The 15,326-nt window shown below is 73.1% G+C and carries 13 protein-coding genes; 6 read left to right on the top strand and 7 right to left on the bottom strand.

Features of this window, described 5'->3' with window-relative positions:
• Positions 1-113: 113 nt before the first annotated feature.
• From LIV37_RS21155 to LIV37_RS21145, 3 genes are all read right to left on the bottom strand, one after another.
• The gene (locus LIV37_RS21155; protein WP_121824670.1) at positions 114-929 is read right to left on the bottom strand and encodes an enoyl-CoA hydratase/isomerase family protein; all 816 of its coding nucleotides are present in this window, start codon (positions 927-929) and stop codon (positions 114-116) included.
• Positions 930-945: 16 nt separating this feature from the next.
• On the bottom strand, positions 946-3,195 hold the full coding sequence (locus LIV37_RS21150) for an acetate--CoA ligase family protein (protein WP_020869159.1): 2,250 nt from the start codon (positions 3,193-3,195) through the stop codon (positions 946-948).
• A 206-nt stretch (positions 3,196-3,401) separates the two neighbouring features.
• Positions 3,402-4,556, bottom strand: a complete 1,155-nt coding sequence (locus LIV37_RS21145) for a flavin-containing monooxygenase (RefSeq protein WP_020869158.1) — start codon at positions 4,554-4,556, stop codon at positions 3,402-3,404.
• A gap of 218 nt (positions 4,557-4,774) precedes the next feature.
• On the opposite strand from LIV37_RS21145, the gene LIV37_RS21140 reads away from it, so the two are divergent.
• Together LIV37_RS21140 and LIV37_RS21135 are read left to right on the top strand one after the other, a co-directional pair.
• The gene (locus tag LIV37_RS21140) at positions 4,775-5,227 is read left to right on the top strand and encodes a DoxX family protein (RefSeq protein ID WP_020869157.1); all 453 of its coding nucleotides are present in this window, start codon (positions 4,775-4,777) and stop codon (positions 5,225-5,227) included.
• A complete protein-coding gene (locus tag LIV37_RS21135) occupies positions 5,224-5,685 on the top strand; it encodes a Zn-ribbon domain-containing OB-fold protein (RefSeq protein ID WP_020869156.1) in 462 nt (153 codons plus the stop codon). Before LIV37_RS21140 ends, LIV37_RS21135 begins: the two co-directional genes overlap by 4 nt.
• Positions 5,686-5,933: 248 nt before the next feature.
• On the opposite strand, the gene LIV37_RS21130 is transcribed toward LIV37_RS21135, so the two are convergent.
• The 3 genes from LIV37_RS21130 to LIV37_RS51785 all read right to left on the bottom strand — a co-directional run bounded on the left by LIV37_RS21130 (position 5,934) and on the right by LIV37_RS51785 (position 8,154).
• Positions 5,934-6,620, bottom strand: coding sequence for a pyridoxine/pyridoxamine 5'-phosphate oxidase (locus LIV37_RS21130; RefSeq protein ID WP_020869155.1), 687 nt, complete (start codon positions 6,618-6,620; stop codon positions 5,934-5,936).
• Between the two features lie 70 nt (positions 6,621-6,690).
• Positions 6,691-7,869 (bottom strand): thiolase C-terminal domain-containing protein, encoded by a 1,179-nt coding sequence (locus tag LIV37_RS21125; RefSeq protein ID WP_020869154.1) that lies wholly within the window; start codon positions 7,867-7,869, stop codon positions 6,691-6,693.
• A 156-nt stretch (positions 7,870-8,025) separates the two neighbouring features.
• Positions 8,026-8,154 carry a hypothetical protein gene (locus LIV37_RS51785; protein ID WP_020869153.1) on the bottom strand — a complete coding sequence of 43 codons (129 nt, stop codon included), beginning with the start codon at positions 8,152-8,154 and terminating at the stop codon, positions 8,026-8,028.
• A 191-nt stretch (positions 8,155-8,345) separates the two neighbouring features.
• On the opposite strand from LIV37_RS51785, the gene LIV37_RS21120 reads away from it, so the two are divergent.
• Positions 8,346-9,752: an acyl-CoA dehydrogenase family protein gene (locus LIV37_RS21120; RefSeq protein ID WP_020869152.1), complete on the top strand. Its 1,407-nt coding sequence runs from the start codon at positions 8,346-8,348 to the stop codon at positions 9,750-9,752.
• Entirely contained in the window at positions 9,752-10,234 is a 483-nt protein-coding gene (locus tag LIV37_RS21115) for a nitroreductase family deazaflavin-dependent oxidoreductase (protein ID WP_020869151.1), read from the top strand. The genes LIV37_RS21120 and LIV37_RS21115 overlap by 1 nt, the downstream gene beginning before the upstream one ends.
• A 186-nt stretch (positions 10,235-10,420) precedes the next feature.
• On the opposite strand, the gene LIV37_RS21110 is transcribed toward LIV37_RS21115, so the two are convergent.
• Positions 10,421-11,068, bottom strand: coding sequence for a TetR family transcriptional regulator (locus tag LIV37_RS21110; protein ID WP_121824672.1), 648 nt, complete (start codon positions 11,066-11,068; stop codon positions 10,421-10,423).
• A gap of 460 nt (positions 11,069-11,528) precedes the next feature.
• On the opposite strand from LIV37_RS21110, the gene LIV37_RS21105 reads away from it, so the two are divergent.
• Together LIV37_RS21105 and afsK are read left to right on the top strand one after the other, a co-directional pair.
• Positions 11,529-12,374 (top strand): VOC family protein, encoded by an 846-nt coding sequence (locus LIV37_RS21105; protein ID WP_020869149.1) that lies wholly within the window; start codon positions 11,529-11,531, stop codon positions 12,372-12,374.
• 231 nt (positions 12,375-12,605) lie between these two features.
• Positions 12,606-15,287 (top strand): protein serine/threonine kinase AfsK, encoded by a 2,682-nt coding sequence (gene afsK, locus LIV37_RS21100; RefSeq protein ID WP_121824673.1) that lies wholly within the window; start codon positions 12,606-12,608, stop codon positions 15,285-15,287.
• Positions 15,288-15,326 lie beyond the last annotated feature (39 nt).

The following is a 15,326-nucleotide window of genomic DNA, read 5'->3' as shown; positions in this document are numbered from 1 at the left end:
GGCCCGTCCCCCTTTCTCGCTTGCTCGGGTTTCTCGCTTATTCGGGTTCTGCCTCGCTGCCCGGGTTCCCCTGACGGCGCGGTTCCTCAGCGTCCTCAGCGGTCTCAACGCCCTCAGCGACCCAGGTACCCGGGCGGCCGGCGCTCGATGAAGGCGCGGACGCCCTCCTGAGCGTCGGCCGTGCTCATGTTGATCTCCTGCGCCGCCGCCTCGGCGGCGAACGCGGCCGGTCGGTCGGCCTCCAGGGAGGCGTTCACCAGCGCCTTGGTGAGGGCCAGGGCGCGGGTGGGACCCGCGGCGAGCCGCTCTGCCCAGGCGCGGGCGGTCTTGGCCAGGTCGTCGTCCGGGATCACCCGGTTGACCAGCCCCAGCCGCTCGGCCTCGGCGGCGGGCAGCGCGTCGCCGAAGAACATCAGCTCCTTCGCGCGCTGCGGGCCGATCAGCCGGGGGAGGAGATACGCACCGCCCCCGTCGGGGACCAGGCCGCGGCGGATGAACACCTCGATGAAGACGGCCGATTCGGCGGCCAGCACCAGATCGCAGGCGAGGGCGAGATGGGCGCCGAGCCCGGCGGCGGTGCCGTTGACTGCGGCGATCACCGGCTTCTCGCAGTCGAGGACGGCGGCGATGAGCCGCTGCGCTCCGCCGCGGATCAGCCGGGCGACATCGCCCGCGACCCGTTCCGTCCCGTCGGATGTGCCGCGCAGATCCGCTCCCGCGCAGAAGCCCTTGCCGGTGGCGGTGAGCACGACGGCCCGGACGGCCGGGTCCGAGGAGGCGTGATCCAGCAGCGAAATCAGGTGTTCTCGCTGGTCGGGGGTGATGGCGTTCATCGCCGCTGGGCGGTTGAGCGTGATCCACGAGACCCCGTTGTCAGTGGTGTGCCGTAGAACGGAGTCACGGGAATCTTCAAGGGGGGCAGAGGTCATGGCAACGCTCCATGCGTCAGCGGCAGATCGCCAGGGCGTCCAGTGCCACGGCACCTTGGCCACGTTCCAGCACCATCAGCGGATTGACGTCCAGTTCGGCGAGGTGGTCCCCGAGCTCCAGGGCCATGCGCTGGACCCGCAGCACGACCTCCACGAGCGCGTCCACATCGGCGGGGGGAGCGCCGCGCACACCGTCGAGGAGGGCGCGGCCGCGCAGTTCGGCGAGCATCGCGCGCGCCTGGTCCTCGCCGAACGGGGGGATGCCTATGGCAGCGTCACGGAGGACCTCGACGAGCACGCCCCCTATACCGACGGTCACGGTCGGGCCGAAGAGGGGGTCCTGGCTCATGCCGACCACCATCTCCACCCCGCGCTCGACCATCTGGCAGACCAGCACCCCGTCCAGCTCGACGCCTTCGTAGCGGGCGATGTCGGTGAGCTCCCGGTAGGTGTCGCGGACCTGGCTGGCCGAGGTCAGCCCCAGCCGGACCAGCCCCAGCTCGGTCTTGTGGGCGAGCTGCGGGGCGGACGCCTTCATGACCACGGGGTAGCCCACCAGACCGGCGGCGCGGACGGCCGCGGCCGCGCTGGTCACCAGCTGCTCGCGCGGCACCCGGATGCCGTACGCCCGCAGCAGCTGTTTCGCCGCGTGCTCGCTCAGGCGGTCTCCTGGGCGCAGCAGATCGCGCACCTTGCGCAGGGAGGGCGACGGCGTGCGCGGGGCGTCCTCGAACGGGGAGCGGTAGGAGGCGGTGAAGCGGTGGTGCCCGAGATAGGCGCGCACGGCGGTGATGCAGTTGGCGAACGTCCGGAAGGTGGCCACGCGGGAGGAGCCCAGCAGGGTGGTGCGGTAGGCGTCCTCGGTGCCGACCGGCGAGCCCCACACCACGCACACGAGCTTGTCCGTCTGCTCCGCCGCGTCCACCAGGTCCTGCGCCAGCTTGTCGCTCATGGGCGGGAAGGGGCCGGTGATCGGGCAGATCAGCACGCCCACGGAGGGATCGGCGAGGATCGCGTCGATGATCTTCCGGCCGCGCCAGTCGCCGACCGGGTGGCCGCCGTTGTCCACCGGGTTGGCGACGCTGAGATCGTCGGGTATCCACTGGTGGAGCTCGGTCTGCTTCTCGGGGGAGAGGGCGGGCAGGGTGAGGCCCGCCGCGGTGGCGAGGTCGGAGAAGTGGGCCCCGGTGCCCCCGGAGATCGAATACACCACGACGCCCTCGGCGAGCGGCGGGCGGGCGCGGGCGAGCAGCGCCGCCGTGTCCTGCAGCTCGTCCAGGCCGTCCACGCGGATCACGCCGAACTGCCGCATGGCCGCGTCCACCGCCGCGTCCGAGCCGGTCAGCTTGCCGGTGTGGGAGGCGGCCGTGCGGGCGCCGGTCTCGGTGCGGCCGACCTTCACGGCGACGACGGGCACCTTGGCGCGGGCGGCCCGGTCGGCGGCGAGGAGGAAGCCGCGGCCGTCCTTCAGCCCCTCCGCGTACAGGGCGATGGCGCCGACCTCGGGCCGGGTGGCGAAGTAGGAGATGAAGTCGGAGGTCTCCAGATCGGCCTCGTTGCCGGTCGGGGCCCAGTGGCTGAGCCGGATGCCGAGCTCCTGGAGGCTGAAGACCGGGCGGCCCTGGTGGCCTGACTGGGTGATGAGGGCGATGGCGGGCCCGTCGAGGTCGTCGCGGAACTTCTCGAAGGCGTTGAGGTTGGTGTTGGGGCCGAGCAGCCGCAGCCCGGCGCCGCGGGCCGCGGCGGCCAGCCGGGCCTGCGCGGCGGCGCCCTCGGGGCCGGTCTCGGCGAAGCCGGAAGCGAAGACGACGGCGAACCTCACCTTGCTCCCGTCGAGTTCCTCGATCACCGGGAGCGGGTCGCGGACGAGGAGGACGGCGAGGTCGACGGGTTCGGGCAGCGCGGCCACGGACGGTACGCACGGAATGCCGAAGACGGCGGGACGGGAGGGATGCACGGGGTGCAACCGGGCGCCGACGCGTTCGGCCCAGGCCAGGAGCTGGCGGGTGATACCGGTGTTGGGGCGGCCGTCAGCGTCGGAGGCGCCGATGAGGGCCACCGACTCGGGATGGAAGAAGCGGTCCAGATCGGGGACGGCGGACGTCAGCGGGCGCCCGCTGACGTCCACGTCGTCCACGCCTTCGGCGGTCCCGCCCGCCGCGGCCCTGCTGTGGACATGCACGGCGGGGCCGGGGGCCTGACCGCAGGCGACGGCGCGGGCATGACGGGAGTTGGTGGTCAGGGTGCCGTAGGTCGATCCAAGCATCGGTATCCGCCACTCCTGCTCGTTGGCCAATAACCGGGTACGTGACCAGGGGATTCGGCGTCGGCCGCCGCAGCAAAACTGACGCCAAGTCACATTACCCAGTAGTCAGGTTACTGAACTGACGGCCTGTCAGGAATGCTCGGGGAGCAGGGAACACGCAGGGTGACGACGGGGCCGGTGGAATCGCGGCCCGCCCCGCCCCGCCGTCACGCCGTCGTGCGGGCGACCGTCTTGGCGATCTTCCGGGCGTCGATGGCCAGCTCGCGCAGCATCCCGCTGATCGGGTTCGTATAGCCGGTGAAGTGCAGCCCCGGCGCGCCCTTCAGGGTCCGTCGGCCGTGCGGGAGGGGGCGGCCGCGGTCGTCGAGCACGCCCAGATGGCCGACCAGTTCCTCCAGGCCGCGCCGGTAGCCGGTCGCGGCGATCACCACCTCGGGGCTGATCCGCGAGCCATCGGCCAGGATCACCTTGTCCGAATCGAAGGAGTCCACCGCCGAGACCACTTCCACCCGTCCCGCCCGCACCGCGTCGACCAGCCCCACGTCCTGAACCGGGATCGCGCCCTCCCGTACGCGGGTGTAGAGCCCGGTGTCGGGCCAGGGCAGGCCGTGCTCGGTCAGATCCGGCATGCTCACCCGGCACATCACCCGCGCCGCCCGGTCCACCGCGCGCCGCGGCAGCCTGCGCACCAGGATGCCGGTGGCCTGTGCGGGCCACCCGGCCGTCGAGCGGCGCAGGATGTGCGGCACGGTGCGGATCGCCAGCCGCACTCGGGCCGCGCCGCCCTCGATCAGGTCGACCGCGATCTCGGCGCCGGTGTTGCCGACGCCGACCACCAGGACGTCGCGGCCCTCGAAGGGGCGGGCGTTGCGGTAGTGGGCGGCGTGCAGCAGCTCGCCGGTGTAGCCGGCGCGGCCCGGCCAGTCCGGCAGCCGTGGGGTGTGGTTGAAGCCCGTGGCGACGACGACCACGGGCGAGGGCAGCGCACGGCCGCCCGTGGCGCGCAGCACCCACTCCGTGTCGTCGGACGACCGGTCGATGCGGGAGACCTCGACCCCCGTGACGATGTCCAGCCGGTGGTGCTCGGCATAGCGCTCCAGATAGCGCACCACGTCGTCGCGCCCGACCCACCGTCCGTAGGACCGGGGGATCGGCAGCCCGGGGAGCGCGGAGAGTCTGCGCGTGGTGTGCAGATGCAGCCGGTCGTAGTGGTTCCGCCAGGACGCGGCGACCGCGTCGGACTTCTCCAGGACGACGGCGCGGATCCCGCGGTGGCTGAGCGCGGCAGCGGCGGCGAGTCCGCCCGGTCCACCGCCGATCACATAGACGGGTGAGGACTTCTCGGGGGAGCGGTCGGCCATGCGGTGAGCGTAGTCGGGTATTTGACGGGTTTCGGTCAAGCGATCCGGTCAAAGTGATTCCGGATGGGTTGCGGAGAGGTCACGGTCGGTCGGCGCCGGACCGTCGGCGCGGTGTCCCATCGGTTTCTGTTCCACCGGTGCGACCCCTTGCGCGAGCCGTGCCCGGCCCATGAAACTGACGTATCGTCAGATTCGCCGGGACGGGAGGGTGGAGGACGATGCGGACGATCGGGCTCGACGGGGCCGAATGGCTCGCCGTACTGCGCATCGGACTCGGCCTGTGGTGGCTCGAGAGCTGGCGGCACAAGGACAAGAAGGACTGGTTCGAACGCGGCACCGGCATCGGCTGGGCGGTGGGCGTGGCCGCCAAGCACCGCTGGGCGTTCGTCCGCGGCGGCTTCGACGCGGTGGTCACACCCCGTCCCAAGGTCATGGCGTACGTCGTCGTCTACGCGGAACTCGCCCTCGGCCTCGGGCTGACGCTCGGCTTTCTGACCCCCATCGCCCTGATCGGCGCGATCGTGCTCAATCTGCTCTATTTCCTGCTCATGATCCACGACTGGGCGGAGCAGGGGCAGAACTCGATGATGGCGCTGATCTCCGTGGTCGGGCTCTTCGGCATGAGCTGGCAGACCTGGTCGCTCGACGAGGCGTGGGGGCTGTTCCTGTGAGCCGGACGCCGCCCCCGGGCGCCCCGCGCTTCGACCTGCCCGAGATCGACGCCTTCACCCGCCCCTACTGGGACGCCGCCGCCGATGGCCGGCTGCTGATCCGGCGCTGCGGCGGGTGCGGCCGGGCCCATCACTACCCGCGCGAGTTCTGCCCGTACTGCTGGAGCGAGAACGTCGCCTGGGAGGCGGCGAGCGGCGCCGCGTCGCTCTATACGTGGTCCGTGGTGCACCGCAACGACCTGCCGCCGTTCGGCGCCCGCGTCCCGTACACCGCCGCCGTCGTCGACCTCGCCGAGGGGCCGCGGATGATGACCGAGCTCATCGAGGTCCCGGAGAGCGGCCCGCGGGTGGGGATGCGGCTCAGGGTGGCGTTCCGGGCGGCGGGGGCCGCGGAGGCCGCCGAGGCGGCCGAGGGGGACGTGCCGGTCGTTCCTGTCTTCCGGCCGGTGCCTGCCTGAGCGCTCCGCTGGAAGGGGCGTCGGCCGGCTGCGGCGCCGTCGTGGCTGGTCGCGCCCCGCGGCGGAGCCGCACATCGACACAGCCCCGCGCCCCTTCGGGGCGCTGCCCGAACCGTAGCGGACTTCCTCCGACCTGCGACCTGCTTAGCCTGCCGCTGCCCGCCCGGCCTTATCCGCGTCGCCGCCTCACGGTCGCGTCGCCTTCTCGTCATACGCCTTACGATCGCCGCCGCACGGCCGCGTCGCCGTTAAGGCCACAGCAGCTCTCGCCGCCAGCCGCCGGGCTCCCCGGGGTCGCGGCGGTAGCGGACCCGTACGTGCCGCCGCCGCGCCTCCTCCTGGTAGAACTCGACCTCGTCGGCCTCCAGGACGTACAGGGTCCAGGTGGGGGCGGTCGCGTCCGGTTCGCGTTCGGCCCGTTCGTACGCCGTCTCGAAGGCCCGCAGCAGCTCCTCGTAGGAGCCGAGCACCTCGCTCTGCCGTCCGCTCCCGGCCAGCGCCGCCGCCAGCGCCGCGGGGGACCGGCCGCGCAGATCGGCCGCGCTCTCCTCCGGTCCGGCCTCGCCGACCCGCCCGCCGACGCGCACCTGACGGCCCGAGCGCATCCAGTGGAACGCGAGCGAGGCGTACGGGCTCCCGGCCAGCTCTCGGCCCTTACGGCTGGTGCGATGGGTGCCGAAGTGCCAGCCGCGCCCGTCCGCGTCGTGCAGCATCACCGTGCGCTGGGACGGGCGGCCGTCGGCGCCCGCGGTGGCCAGGGTCATGGTGTGCGGCCCGGGCTCGCCCGCCTCGGCGGCCTCCCGCAGCCACCGCCGGAAGAGCGGAAGCGGTGCGTCCGGGGCCGTGGCCGGGTCGAAGACGGGCAGTTCGCCCGCATGGGGTACGCGCAGGCCGCGTAGCAGTGCGCGGAATGCCTCATCCTCGTTCTCGCTCATCGGCTCCCCATCCGATCACCCGTGAGGAGCCGGGGCAAGCGGGCGCGTACGTACGGCCAGGGCGGGTCCGTCAGCCGCGGCCCAGGACCACCGTGCCCGCCGAGCAGAACCAGCCCCCCGTGCCCGACGCCACGGCCAGCTCCGGCAGCCGTCCGCCCGCCTTGCGCACCTGGCGCTCCCCGGCCTCGCCGCGCAGCTGACGTACCGCCTCGACCAGCAGGAACAGCCCGCGCATGCCCGGGTGGCAGGCGGAGAGGCCGCCGCCGTCGGTGTTGGTCGGCAGCTCGCCGTCCCGCGTCAGCCGCCCCTTCTCCGCGAACGCCCCGCCCTCGCCCTTGGCGCAGAAGCCGAGGTCCTCCAGCGTCACCAGGGTCATATAGGTGAAGGCGTCATAGAGCTCGGCAACGTCGATCTCCGACGGCTGGACGCCGGCCCGCGCGAACGCCGCCCGCCCGGAGGCCGCGGCCGGGGAGACCGTGAAGTCCTCCCATTCGGACATGGCGGTGTGCGAGACGGCCGTGCCCGAACCCAGCACCCATACCGGGGCCTTCGCCGTGTCCGGTACGAACTCCTCGGCCGCGAGCAGCACCGCGCAGCCGCCGTCCGAGCGGATGCAGCAGTGCAGTTTGGTGAAGGGGTCGGCGATCATCGGGCCGCTCAGGACGTCATCGACCGTGATCGGTTCACGAAACATTGCGTCCGGATTGTGTCCGGCGTTGATGCGCGCCTGAACGGCGATCTCCGCCAGCTGTTCGAGTGTGGTGCCGTACTCATGCATATGGCGGCGCGCGGCCATCGCGTACTTGGCGACCAGCGTATGCCCGTACGGGACCTCGAACTGGAGCGGTCCGCGCGCCCCGAAGGAGAGGTTCGCGGTGCGGCGGCCCGCGCGGATGTCGGCCCGGGCGGTGGACCCGTAGACGAGCAGAACGGCGCGGGCGTGCCCGGCGGCGATCGCGTCCGCCGCGTGCGCCGCCATGACCTCCCAGGTGGAGCCGCCGACGGCGGTCGAGTCGGTCCAGGTCGGCCGCAGCCCCAGATACTCGGCCACCTCGACCGGCGCGAGGGTGCCGAGCCCCGCCGAGGCGAGGCCGTCGACGACCGACCGGTCGAGACCGGAGTCGGCGAGGGCCCGGCGGGCGGCCTGGGCGTGGAGGGCGTAGGGGGTGGCCGTGTCGACGCGGCCGCAGTCGGAGAGGGAGACGCCGACGACGGCGACCTTACGGTTGCGCTGCGCTGCGGGCGGCATGAATCTGACGGTACATCAGATCCGCTGGGGCGGAAGGGGGCGCATGCGCGAGTGCGCCGGGGCCCAGGGGGGAGGGGGCGGTCCGGACGATCTCCCGTATGGCCGTGTTCGCGTCCCGAGCGCTAGCCCCGTCCGGGCCACGCGTGAGGCTCCCGGTTACTGCAGGAACTGCCCCACGCAAGCGGCGATCGCCACCAGAAGGCTCAGCACTCCGATCGCGACCTGCCACTTGTCCGGGCCGGTCCACCGGGCGTCGCTTGTCTCCTGCGTGCTCCGATCGTCCATTACCCCTCCTCGCTCCTCCGACAGGCCCCGGAGGACAGGGCCACCGCCGGTCCGGTCGCGCTCCGGCGGAGGATGCGGGGAGGAACGTGGTGGGGCGGTAGCAGCTTGGCCGTGGATGGAGCGGGAGGGGTGGGAAAGTCCGGGGCTCGTCCCTAGTATGACGACCCGTCAGAAAACGGAGGTGCTCGCCGATGGACGCCGCGTTCACCGAGGAACAGGACGAGATCCGCCGTACGCTGCGCACTCTGCTGCGGGAGCGGTGCGGGCCGGACGAGGTCAAGGCGGCGGTCCAGACCGCTCCCGGCTATGACGAGGCCCTGTGGCGGCGGCTCGCCGGGACGCTCGGGCTGCCGGGCCTCGCCCTTTCGGCGGCGTACGGGGGCGTCGGCTGCGGCGTCACCGAGCTGGCGCTGGCCTGTGAGGAGACCGGGCGGGTGCTGCTCCCCTCGCCGCTCCTGGCCACCGCCGTGTTCGCCGCGCCCCTGGTCGCCGCGCTCGGGACGGAGGCGCAGCGCGCGGAACTGCTGCCACGCATCGCGGACGGCGCCCTTACGGCGGCGCTCGCGGTGCCGGGGCGCGCGCTGGCCGAAGCGCTGGGGCTCGTAGGAGCGCGGGAGGGCGCGTGGGCCGGTGGGGGGCGCGCGGGAGGTGTCCAGGCGCGCCCGGACCGGGACGGCGGCGCGGGGTGGCGGCTGTACGGGCAGGTGGAGCAGGTGCCCGGCGGGCACAGCGCCGAACTGCTGCTGGTCGCCGCCCGCGCCGGGGGCTATACGCGCGGGCGGACGCTGCTGTTCCTCGTCCGGGCGGGGGCGGACGGCCTTGCCCGCACCCGGCTGACCGCGCTCGACGCGACCCGGCCGCAGGCCCGGATCGAGCTGCGGAACGTCTCGGCCGAGTTGCTGGGGGTGGACGACGGCGGGAGCGGGAGCGGGGAGGCGGTGGCCGAGGCGCTGGCGGCCGTGGGTACGGCGGCCGCGGCCGTGCTCGCCGCCGAGGCCGTGGGGGCGGCGGACGCGGCCCTCACACGGACGGTCGAGTATGTGCGGGCGCGTGAGCAGTTCGGCCGTCCCATCGGTTCCTTCCAGGCGGTCAAGCACCGGCTGGCGGATGTGTACGTCGCGGTGCAGGCGGCCCGATCGGCGGCGTACTACGCGGCATGGGCCGCGGCCGAGGGCGGTGCGAGTGGTACGGGCGGTACCGGCGGTACGGGCGGCATGGAAGCCGCGGTCGCGGGCGGGCTGGCGCTCGCGCAGGCGCTGGAGGCGCAGCGCACGGCGGCGGCCGAGGCGGTGCAACTGCACGGCGGTATCGGCTTCACCTGGGAGCACGACGCGCATCTCTACTTCAAGCGGGCCGCCTCGGACGAGCTGCTCTTCGGCCCCGTCCACCGGCTGCGGGCCCGGGCCGCGGAACGGGAGGGACTCTTCGGCGCGGCCGGTCGTGCTCCTTACGGTGACCATGAAGGGCGCGCCGGGCGCGGCGGAAGCGGCGATCCCAACGGGGACGGCACGCACGATGGGCCGGACGGGCGCGACGGGCGCCACGGGCGCCACGGGCCCGACGGTGGCGATGGGCTGCGTAAGGCGGTGACGGTCTGATGGCCGGTTACGGCGTGAAGCTGGTCCGCAAGGTGTCCTCGACCCGCGCCTTCGCCAAGGTCGCGCCCCATGTCATCCCCGCGTTCGACCGCACCGTCCACCGGCTGACCCGCGGCAAGGTGCTGCCGAGCGCGCGGATGCTGCCGGGCGTGATCCTTACGGCGCGCGGCGCGAGGTCGGGGCTTCCCCGCCGTACGCCGCTGGCCTGCATGCCGGAGGACGACGGCACCTGGATCCTGATCGGCAGCAACTTCGGCCGTCCGGGCCATCCGGTCTGGACCACGAACCTCCTGAAACACCCGGAAGCGGAGATCAGCTGGCGGGGCCGGGACGTCGGCGTCCGGGCGCACCTGCTGGAGGGCGCCGAACGCGAGGCGGCCTGGGCCGCGGTCCTCGCCTTCTGGCCGCCGTACGCGACCTATCAGTCCCGGGTGGACCGCGAGATCCGCCTCTTCCGCCTCCACCGCGTCGAGGAGGGCTGAGCCGGTCCGTCCCCCCACGGGCGAGCCCGTGGCCAAACCGACCAGTGACCGCAAAGGGCCGCGGCGGATCACTGGAGAAGTGATCCGCCGCGGCGTGACAGGACATGCGGGCCCGGCCGGGCAGCCGGCCGGGAGGGGCCGGGGAAGGGAGGCCGGGGGAGGTGGGGGAGGTGGGGTGCGGATTCGTTACTTCGGCGGCTTGCGGCCGGTGATGCCGAGGTGGACGAGCCAGGTCAGGCTCGGCCTGAGGTCGGCCTGTTTGACGCCCCAGCTCTGGAACCCCTTCTGGTGCGCCGCGACCGCCGCCAGCATGGCGACCAGCGAGCCCGCGATGGCCCCGGGGTTGAGGTCCCCGTCGATCCGGCCCTTGGCCTGCTGCTCCTTGACGGCATCCGTCAGGGAGTTGGTGACGGAATTGAGGATCTTCATGCGGATCTTGTAGAACCGCTTGTCACCCTCGGCGGCGCCCAGATCGACCACCCTCAGGATGGCGTCGTGTTTGCGCCAGAAGGAGAGGAACCCCTCGACCAGGTCCTCCGCCGCGGTCGCCCCCGACTTGCCGGCCCATGAGCGGTCGGCGACCAGATCGGTGAGGTTCGCGCCCTCCTTCGCCATCTCCTCGGCGAGCTCGAGGACCGCGCCCTCCACATCGGGGAAGTACTGGTAGAACGTCGCAGGCGAGGTCCCTGCCTTACGTGCGACATCGATGACCTTGACGTCTCGATACGGGGAGGTGCTGAGCATCTCGCCGAGGCAGTCGAGCAGCTTCTGCCGCGTCGCCTGCCCACGACGACCGGCCACCCGCCCGTCGACTGTGCGTACTTGTCCTGTCATGCCGTCAGCTTACCGAGGGGTGATCGGAGCGCGATTCGGCTGCGTGCAAATGGGGTTAGGGCGGGATGAGGAGGTTTGCGAACCTCGCTGAGCAGGCTGGAATGGCTGATTCCGGCCCCTGTCCACAGTCGTCAAGCCCTCAATCACCGCTCACCCATGCGTGTGAATCGTGTTATCAACAGCCTGTGGATAAGAACGGTGGATGACGAGGTCGGATCCGTCTCCGAGCCAAAAGGATTGGCCAAATATTTCGAGTTCCGGGGCGAGCAGACCGGGCGATCCCCCGTTAGCGTGGCAAGTGAGGTGAACGAACCAAGCGGCTCCAAACACGCGCCAACCATCTCCAAACGGGCTGTGAGCAAGTTCCGGGGTGAGCGAGGACCAGGCGGGCCGGCCCCGAGGCGAGCAGGCTCCGAGGCGGGCAAGTCCGAGGACCGAGGGACGCGGGAGGATCCGGGCCATGGCGGCATTCGCGGAAGGCGTGCCCTGCTGGACGGATGTGCTGCTGTCCGACCTGGCGGCGGGCCGGCGCTTCTACGGTGAGCTCTTCGGCTGGACCTTCCAGGAGATCGCCACCGAATACGGCACGTTCACCCGGGCCCTCCTCGGCGGTAAGGACGTCGCGGGGCTGGTGCCCAAGCCGGACGGCCGGATGCCCACCGTCTGGAACATCTACTTCGCCGCCCAGGACGCCGCCGCGACCGCCGTAAGGATCCGCGAGGCCGGTGGCCGGGTGATCACCCCACCGGTGTGGATCGACGAGTTCTGCGTCATGGCGACGGCCGCCGACCCGGGCGGCGCCGTCTTCGGGGTCTGGCAGGCGGGCAGCCACACCGGCTTCGCGCGGCGCGGCACGCCCGGTTCGTACGGCTGGACCGAGGTCCATACGCGTCAGCCGCGCGCCGTGGACGCCTTCTACCGGGCGGTCTTCGGCTACGGGATGACACCCTCCACGCCGCCCTCCACGGAGCCCTCCGCGCCGCCCTCGGGCGCGTCCCCCGCGCCGCCCTCCGCCGAGGGCGCGCCGGCCGACGTGGTCCTGTGGACGCCCAGCGGAGAGCCCCCGGACCCCCGTCACGCGATCGGCGGACGCGTCGTGATGGGTGAGGAGTACCCAGCCGTTCTGCCCGCCCACTTCCTGACGTACTTTGTGGTGGCGGATTGCGATCAGGCGCTGCGCACGGCCCACAGGCTGGGCGGGCGGGTTCTCAAGACCGTCGAAGATGCGCCGTACGGGCGTTTCGCGGTCCTTGCGGACAATCAGGGCGCGGCCTTCGCCGTCATCGACACCTCGACGGCGGGCTGAACCCGGGGCGAATAACTGGGCGATACGGGCCTGCGGGCACTTGGATGGTCCCCGGTCGAACCGGACGGACCCCGGCTCCGTATCGCCCGATGACACGACGATTCGCCCCCGGGTTCGCAACCGCCGCCTTCGCCAGAGAGAATGCAGGATGCGTGCCGCCGGTTGGTTTGTCGGTGAGACGCTGCACGGGGCTGTATTTTTTCAAGCCCCCCACGGGGAGGTGGCAGGCAAGTGGTGGAGCAGCTGACGCAGCACGATCCGAGGCGGATCGGCCCTTTCGAGGTGCTCGGACGTCTCGGCGCGGGCGGCATGGGGCTGGTCTATCTGGCCCGCTCGGCATCGGGCCGACGGGTCGCGATCAAGACGGTCCGGACCGAGCTCGCCGAGGACCAGCTGTTCCGTGTCCGATTCACCCGTGAGGTGGAGGCGGCCCGCGCGGTCAGCGGGTTCTACACGGCCGCGGTCGTGGACGCCGATCCGCGCGCCGCGGTGCCGTGGCTGGCCACCGCGTACGTACCGGCGCCTTCCCTCGAGGAAATCGTCAACGAGTGCGGGCCGATGCCGGCCCAGGCGGTGCGCTGGCTGGCGGCCGGGGTCGCCGAGGCGCTGCAGTCCATCCATGGCGCGGGCCTGGTCCACCGGGATCTGAAGCCGTCCAATGTGCTGGTCGTCGAGGACGGCCCACGCGTGATCGACTTCGGTATCGCCTCCGGTGTCTCGAACACCCGGCTGACGATGACCAACGTCGCGGTCGGCACCCCCGCTTATATGTCCCCCGAACAGGCGCGCGACTCGCGCAGTGTGACGGGCGCGAGCGACATCTTCTCGCTCGGCTCGACCCTGACCTTCGCGGCCACCGGGCACGCGCCCTTCCACGGCGCCAACCCGGTGGAGACCGTGTTCATGCTGCTGCGCGAGGGCCCCGATCTGGCCGGGCTGCCCGACGAGCTGCGGCCGCTGATCGAGTCGTGCATGCAGATGGAGCCCGAGCGGCGGCCGTCCCCGGCCGATCTGCAGTCCCAGCTGGCCCCGCATCTGTTCGCCTCCAACGCCGACGACAGCGGTACGGCCTCGGCCTGGCTGCCGCCCGGCGCCGTCGCGCTCATCGAGCGCAAGCGCAGCGGCCGCAACCAGGTGCGCGGCTCCTCCCGGCCCGCGGCCGGAGGCGGCCGCCCAGGCGGGCACCACGGAGACGCCGGGAACGCCGGAAGCGCCGCGAGCGCGGGCAGCCGCCCCTCCGCGCCGCTTCCGCCGGAGCGCCCGCCCACACCGCCGCCCTCGTACGCCCCCGCCGCGGGAGCCGCCGCGGACGGCCATGGCGGGCGGCACGGCGCCGCGGCGGGCGGCCCCGTCGGTCCGAGCGGCTGGGAGCCCGTGGGCGTGGGCGATCCACGCGGCGGTCTGCGCGCGCCGGAGGCCGCGAGCCCGCCCAGCGCACTGGGCTCCATCGGGCCCGGGCGGCACGCCGCCCCGTCCGCTGCCCCGTCCGCCGCCTCGGCGCCCGCTCCGGCGCCCGCCCCGGCGCCCGCAGGGGCCGACGGGTCGGTGCGGCTGCCCGGTTCGCAGGTGCCGATCGGCCCGGGACTCCGGGCCGCCGACGCGCGGGACCCGCAGGCGCAGCACGGCACCGGGCCCGCCACCGGCTGGGTGCGCCCGCCGGCCGGGGTGACGAGCGGAGGGCTGAACGGGGGCGACGGCACGTCCGCCGTCCCGCCGCCGACCCACGCCCCGTCGGCCGAGCCGCCCGAGCCGCCCGGCGGAGCCGGGCACGGCCGCTGGCGCCCGTGGCGGTTCCGCATGTCCAACGACGTATGGGGCACCCCCGCGGTCGCGGGTGAGCTGCTGTACGTGACGTCGTTCGAGGTGCACGCGCTGGACGTGGGCACCGGCCGGCGCCAGTTCAAGACCCGCGACGTGGCATGGGCGATGGCCGTGGCGAACGGCCGGATCCACGCCTCCGACGGCCCCACGCTGTACGCGCTGGACGCGGAGGACGGCGCCGAGCGCTGGCGGCTGTCGACCGACGGCTGGGTCTACTCCCTGAAGGTCGACCGCGGCACGGTCGTCACCGGCACGCGTGGCGGTGGCGTCCAGGCGTGGGAGGCGGCCAACGGCGAGCTGCTGTGGGAGATGCAGGGTCTCCAGACCGACTTCGAGACGCCCGAGTCGGGTCCGGCCGTCCACGACGGCACGGTGTATGTGTGGGCGGACGCGCGGCTGCGCGCCCTGGAGGCGCGCACCGGCGCGGAGCGCTGGTCGTATCCGGTGGGCGACGCGGCGTCGTGCGGCGGGGTGCCGCTGCGTCTGCTGGCGGCGCCCGACGGGGTGGTCTACGTCTCGGCGGGCACACGGGTGCTCGCGCTCGACATCGCCCGCGGGGATGTGCGGTGGCGTTTCGAGGCGCCCGCCGTCTTCCTGTGCGCCCCCGCGTACGCGCCGGGGCCCGCGGTGACCGGCGGCGGCATCTACATCGCCGACTATCTCGGCACGGTGTACGCGCTGGACGCGGCCAACGGCCGCGACCGCTGGCGCATCGCCACCGAGGCCCGGCAGTCGATCGAGCCGGTGCTGGTGGCCGACGGCTCGGTCCACCTGGGCAGCGGCAGCGCGCTCTACACGCTCGACGCGGTCACCGGCACGCCCAAGTGGCGGTTCGCGGCGGGCGGCGAGGTCATCGGCTCGCCGGTGGTCGCCGACGGCCGGGTCCACTTCGGCTCGGCCGACCACTGCCTCTACACGGTGGACGCGGCGGGCGGACAGCTGCGCTGGAAGCTGGCGACCGGCGGCGAGATCACCGGATCCCCGGTGGCCGCCGGGGGCGTGGTGTACGCGTGCAGCAAGGACCGCTGCGTCTACGCGCTGGACGCGGTGAAGGGCACGGGCCAGTCCCGCCCGTCGGGCGGCCGTGCCTGACCGATCCCGGAGCGGCGGGACGAGGCGGCGGCGCGACGA

It is taken from the genome of Streptomyces rapamycinicus NRRL 5491, assembly GCF_024298965.1.
Taxonomy (GTDB): Bacteria; Actinomycetota; Actinomycetes; order Streptomycetales; family Streptomycetaceae; genus Streptomyces; species Streptomyces rapamycinicus.
The sequence above is the reverse complement of the archived record's forward strand: the minus strand, read 5'-3'. Positions and strand labels throughout refer to the sequence as shown.

Bases quoted from the DNA above. Each gene is read 5' to 3' on its own strand.
- LIV37_RS21155 (WP_121824670.1), bottom strand. From the start codon at position 929: ATGACCTCTGCCCCCCTTGAAGATTCCCGTGACTCCGTTCTACGGCAC.
- LIV37_RS21150 (WP_020869159.1), bottom strand. From the start codon at position 3,195: ATGCTTGGATCGACCTACGGCACCCTGACCACCAACTCCCGTCATGCC.
- LIV37_RS21145 (WP_020869158.1), bottom strand. From the start codon at position 4,556: ATGGCCGACCGCTCCCCCGAGAAGTCCTCACCCGTCTATGTGATCGGC.
- LIV37_RS21140 (WP_020869157.1), top strand. From the start codon at position 4,775: ATGCGGACGATCGGGCTCGACGGGGCCGAATGGCTCGCCGTACTGCGC.
- LIV37_RS21130 (WP_020869155.1), bottom strand. From the start codon at position 6,620: ATGAGCGAGAACGAGGATGAGGCATTCCGCGCACTGCTACGCGGCCTG.
- LIV37_RS21125 (WP_020869154.1), bottom strand. From the start codon at position 7,869: ATGCCGCCCGCAGCGCAGCGCAACCGTAAGGTCGCCGTCGTCGGCGTC.
- LIV37_RS51785 (WP_020869153.1), bottom strand. From the start codon at position 8,154: ATGGACGATCGGAGCACGCAGGAGACAAGCGACGCCCGGTGGACCGGC.
- LIV37_RS21120 (WP_020869152.1), top strand. From the start codon at position 8,346: ATGGACGCCGCGTTCACCGAGGAACAGGACGAGATCCGCCGTACGCTG.
- LIV37_RS21115 (WP_020869151.1), top strand. From the start codon at position 9,752: ATGGCCGGTTACGGCGTGAAGCTGGTCCGCAAGGTGTCCTCGACCCGC.
- LIV37_RS21110 (WP_121824672.1), bottom strand. From the start codon at position 11,068: ATGACAGGACAAGTACGCACAGTCGACGGGCGGGTGGCCGGTCGTCGT.
- LIV37_RS21105 (WP_020869149.1), top strand. From the start codon at position 11,529: ATGGCGGCATTCGCGGAAGGCGTGCCCTGCTGGACGGATGTGCTGCTG.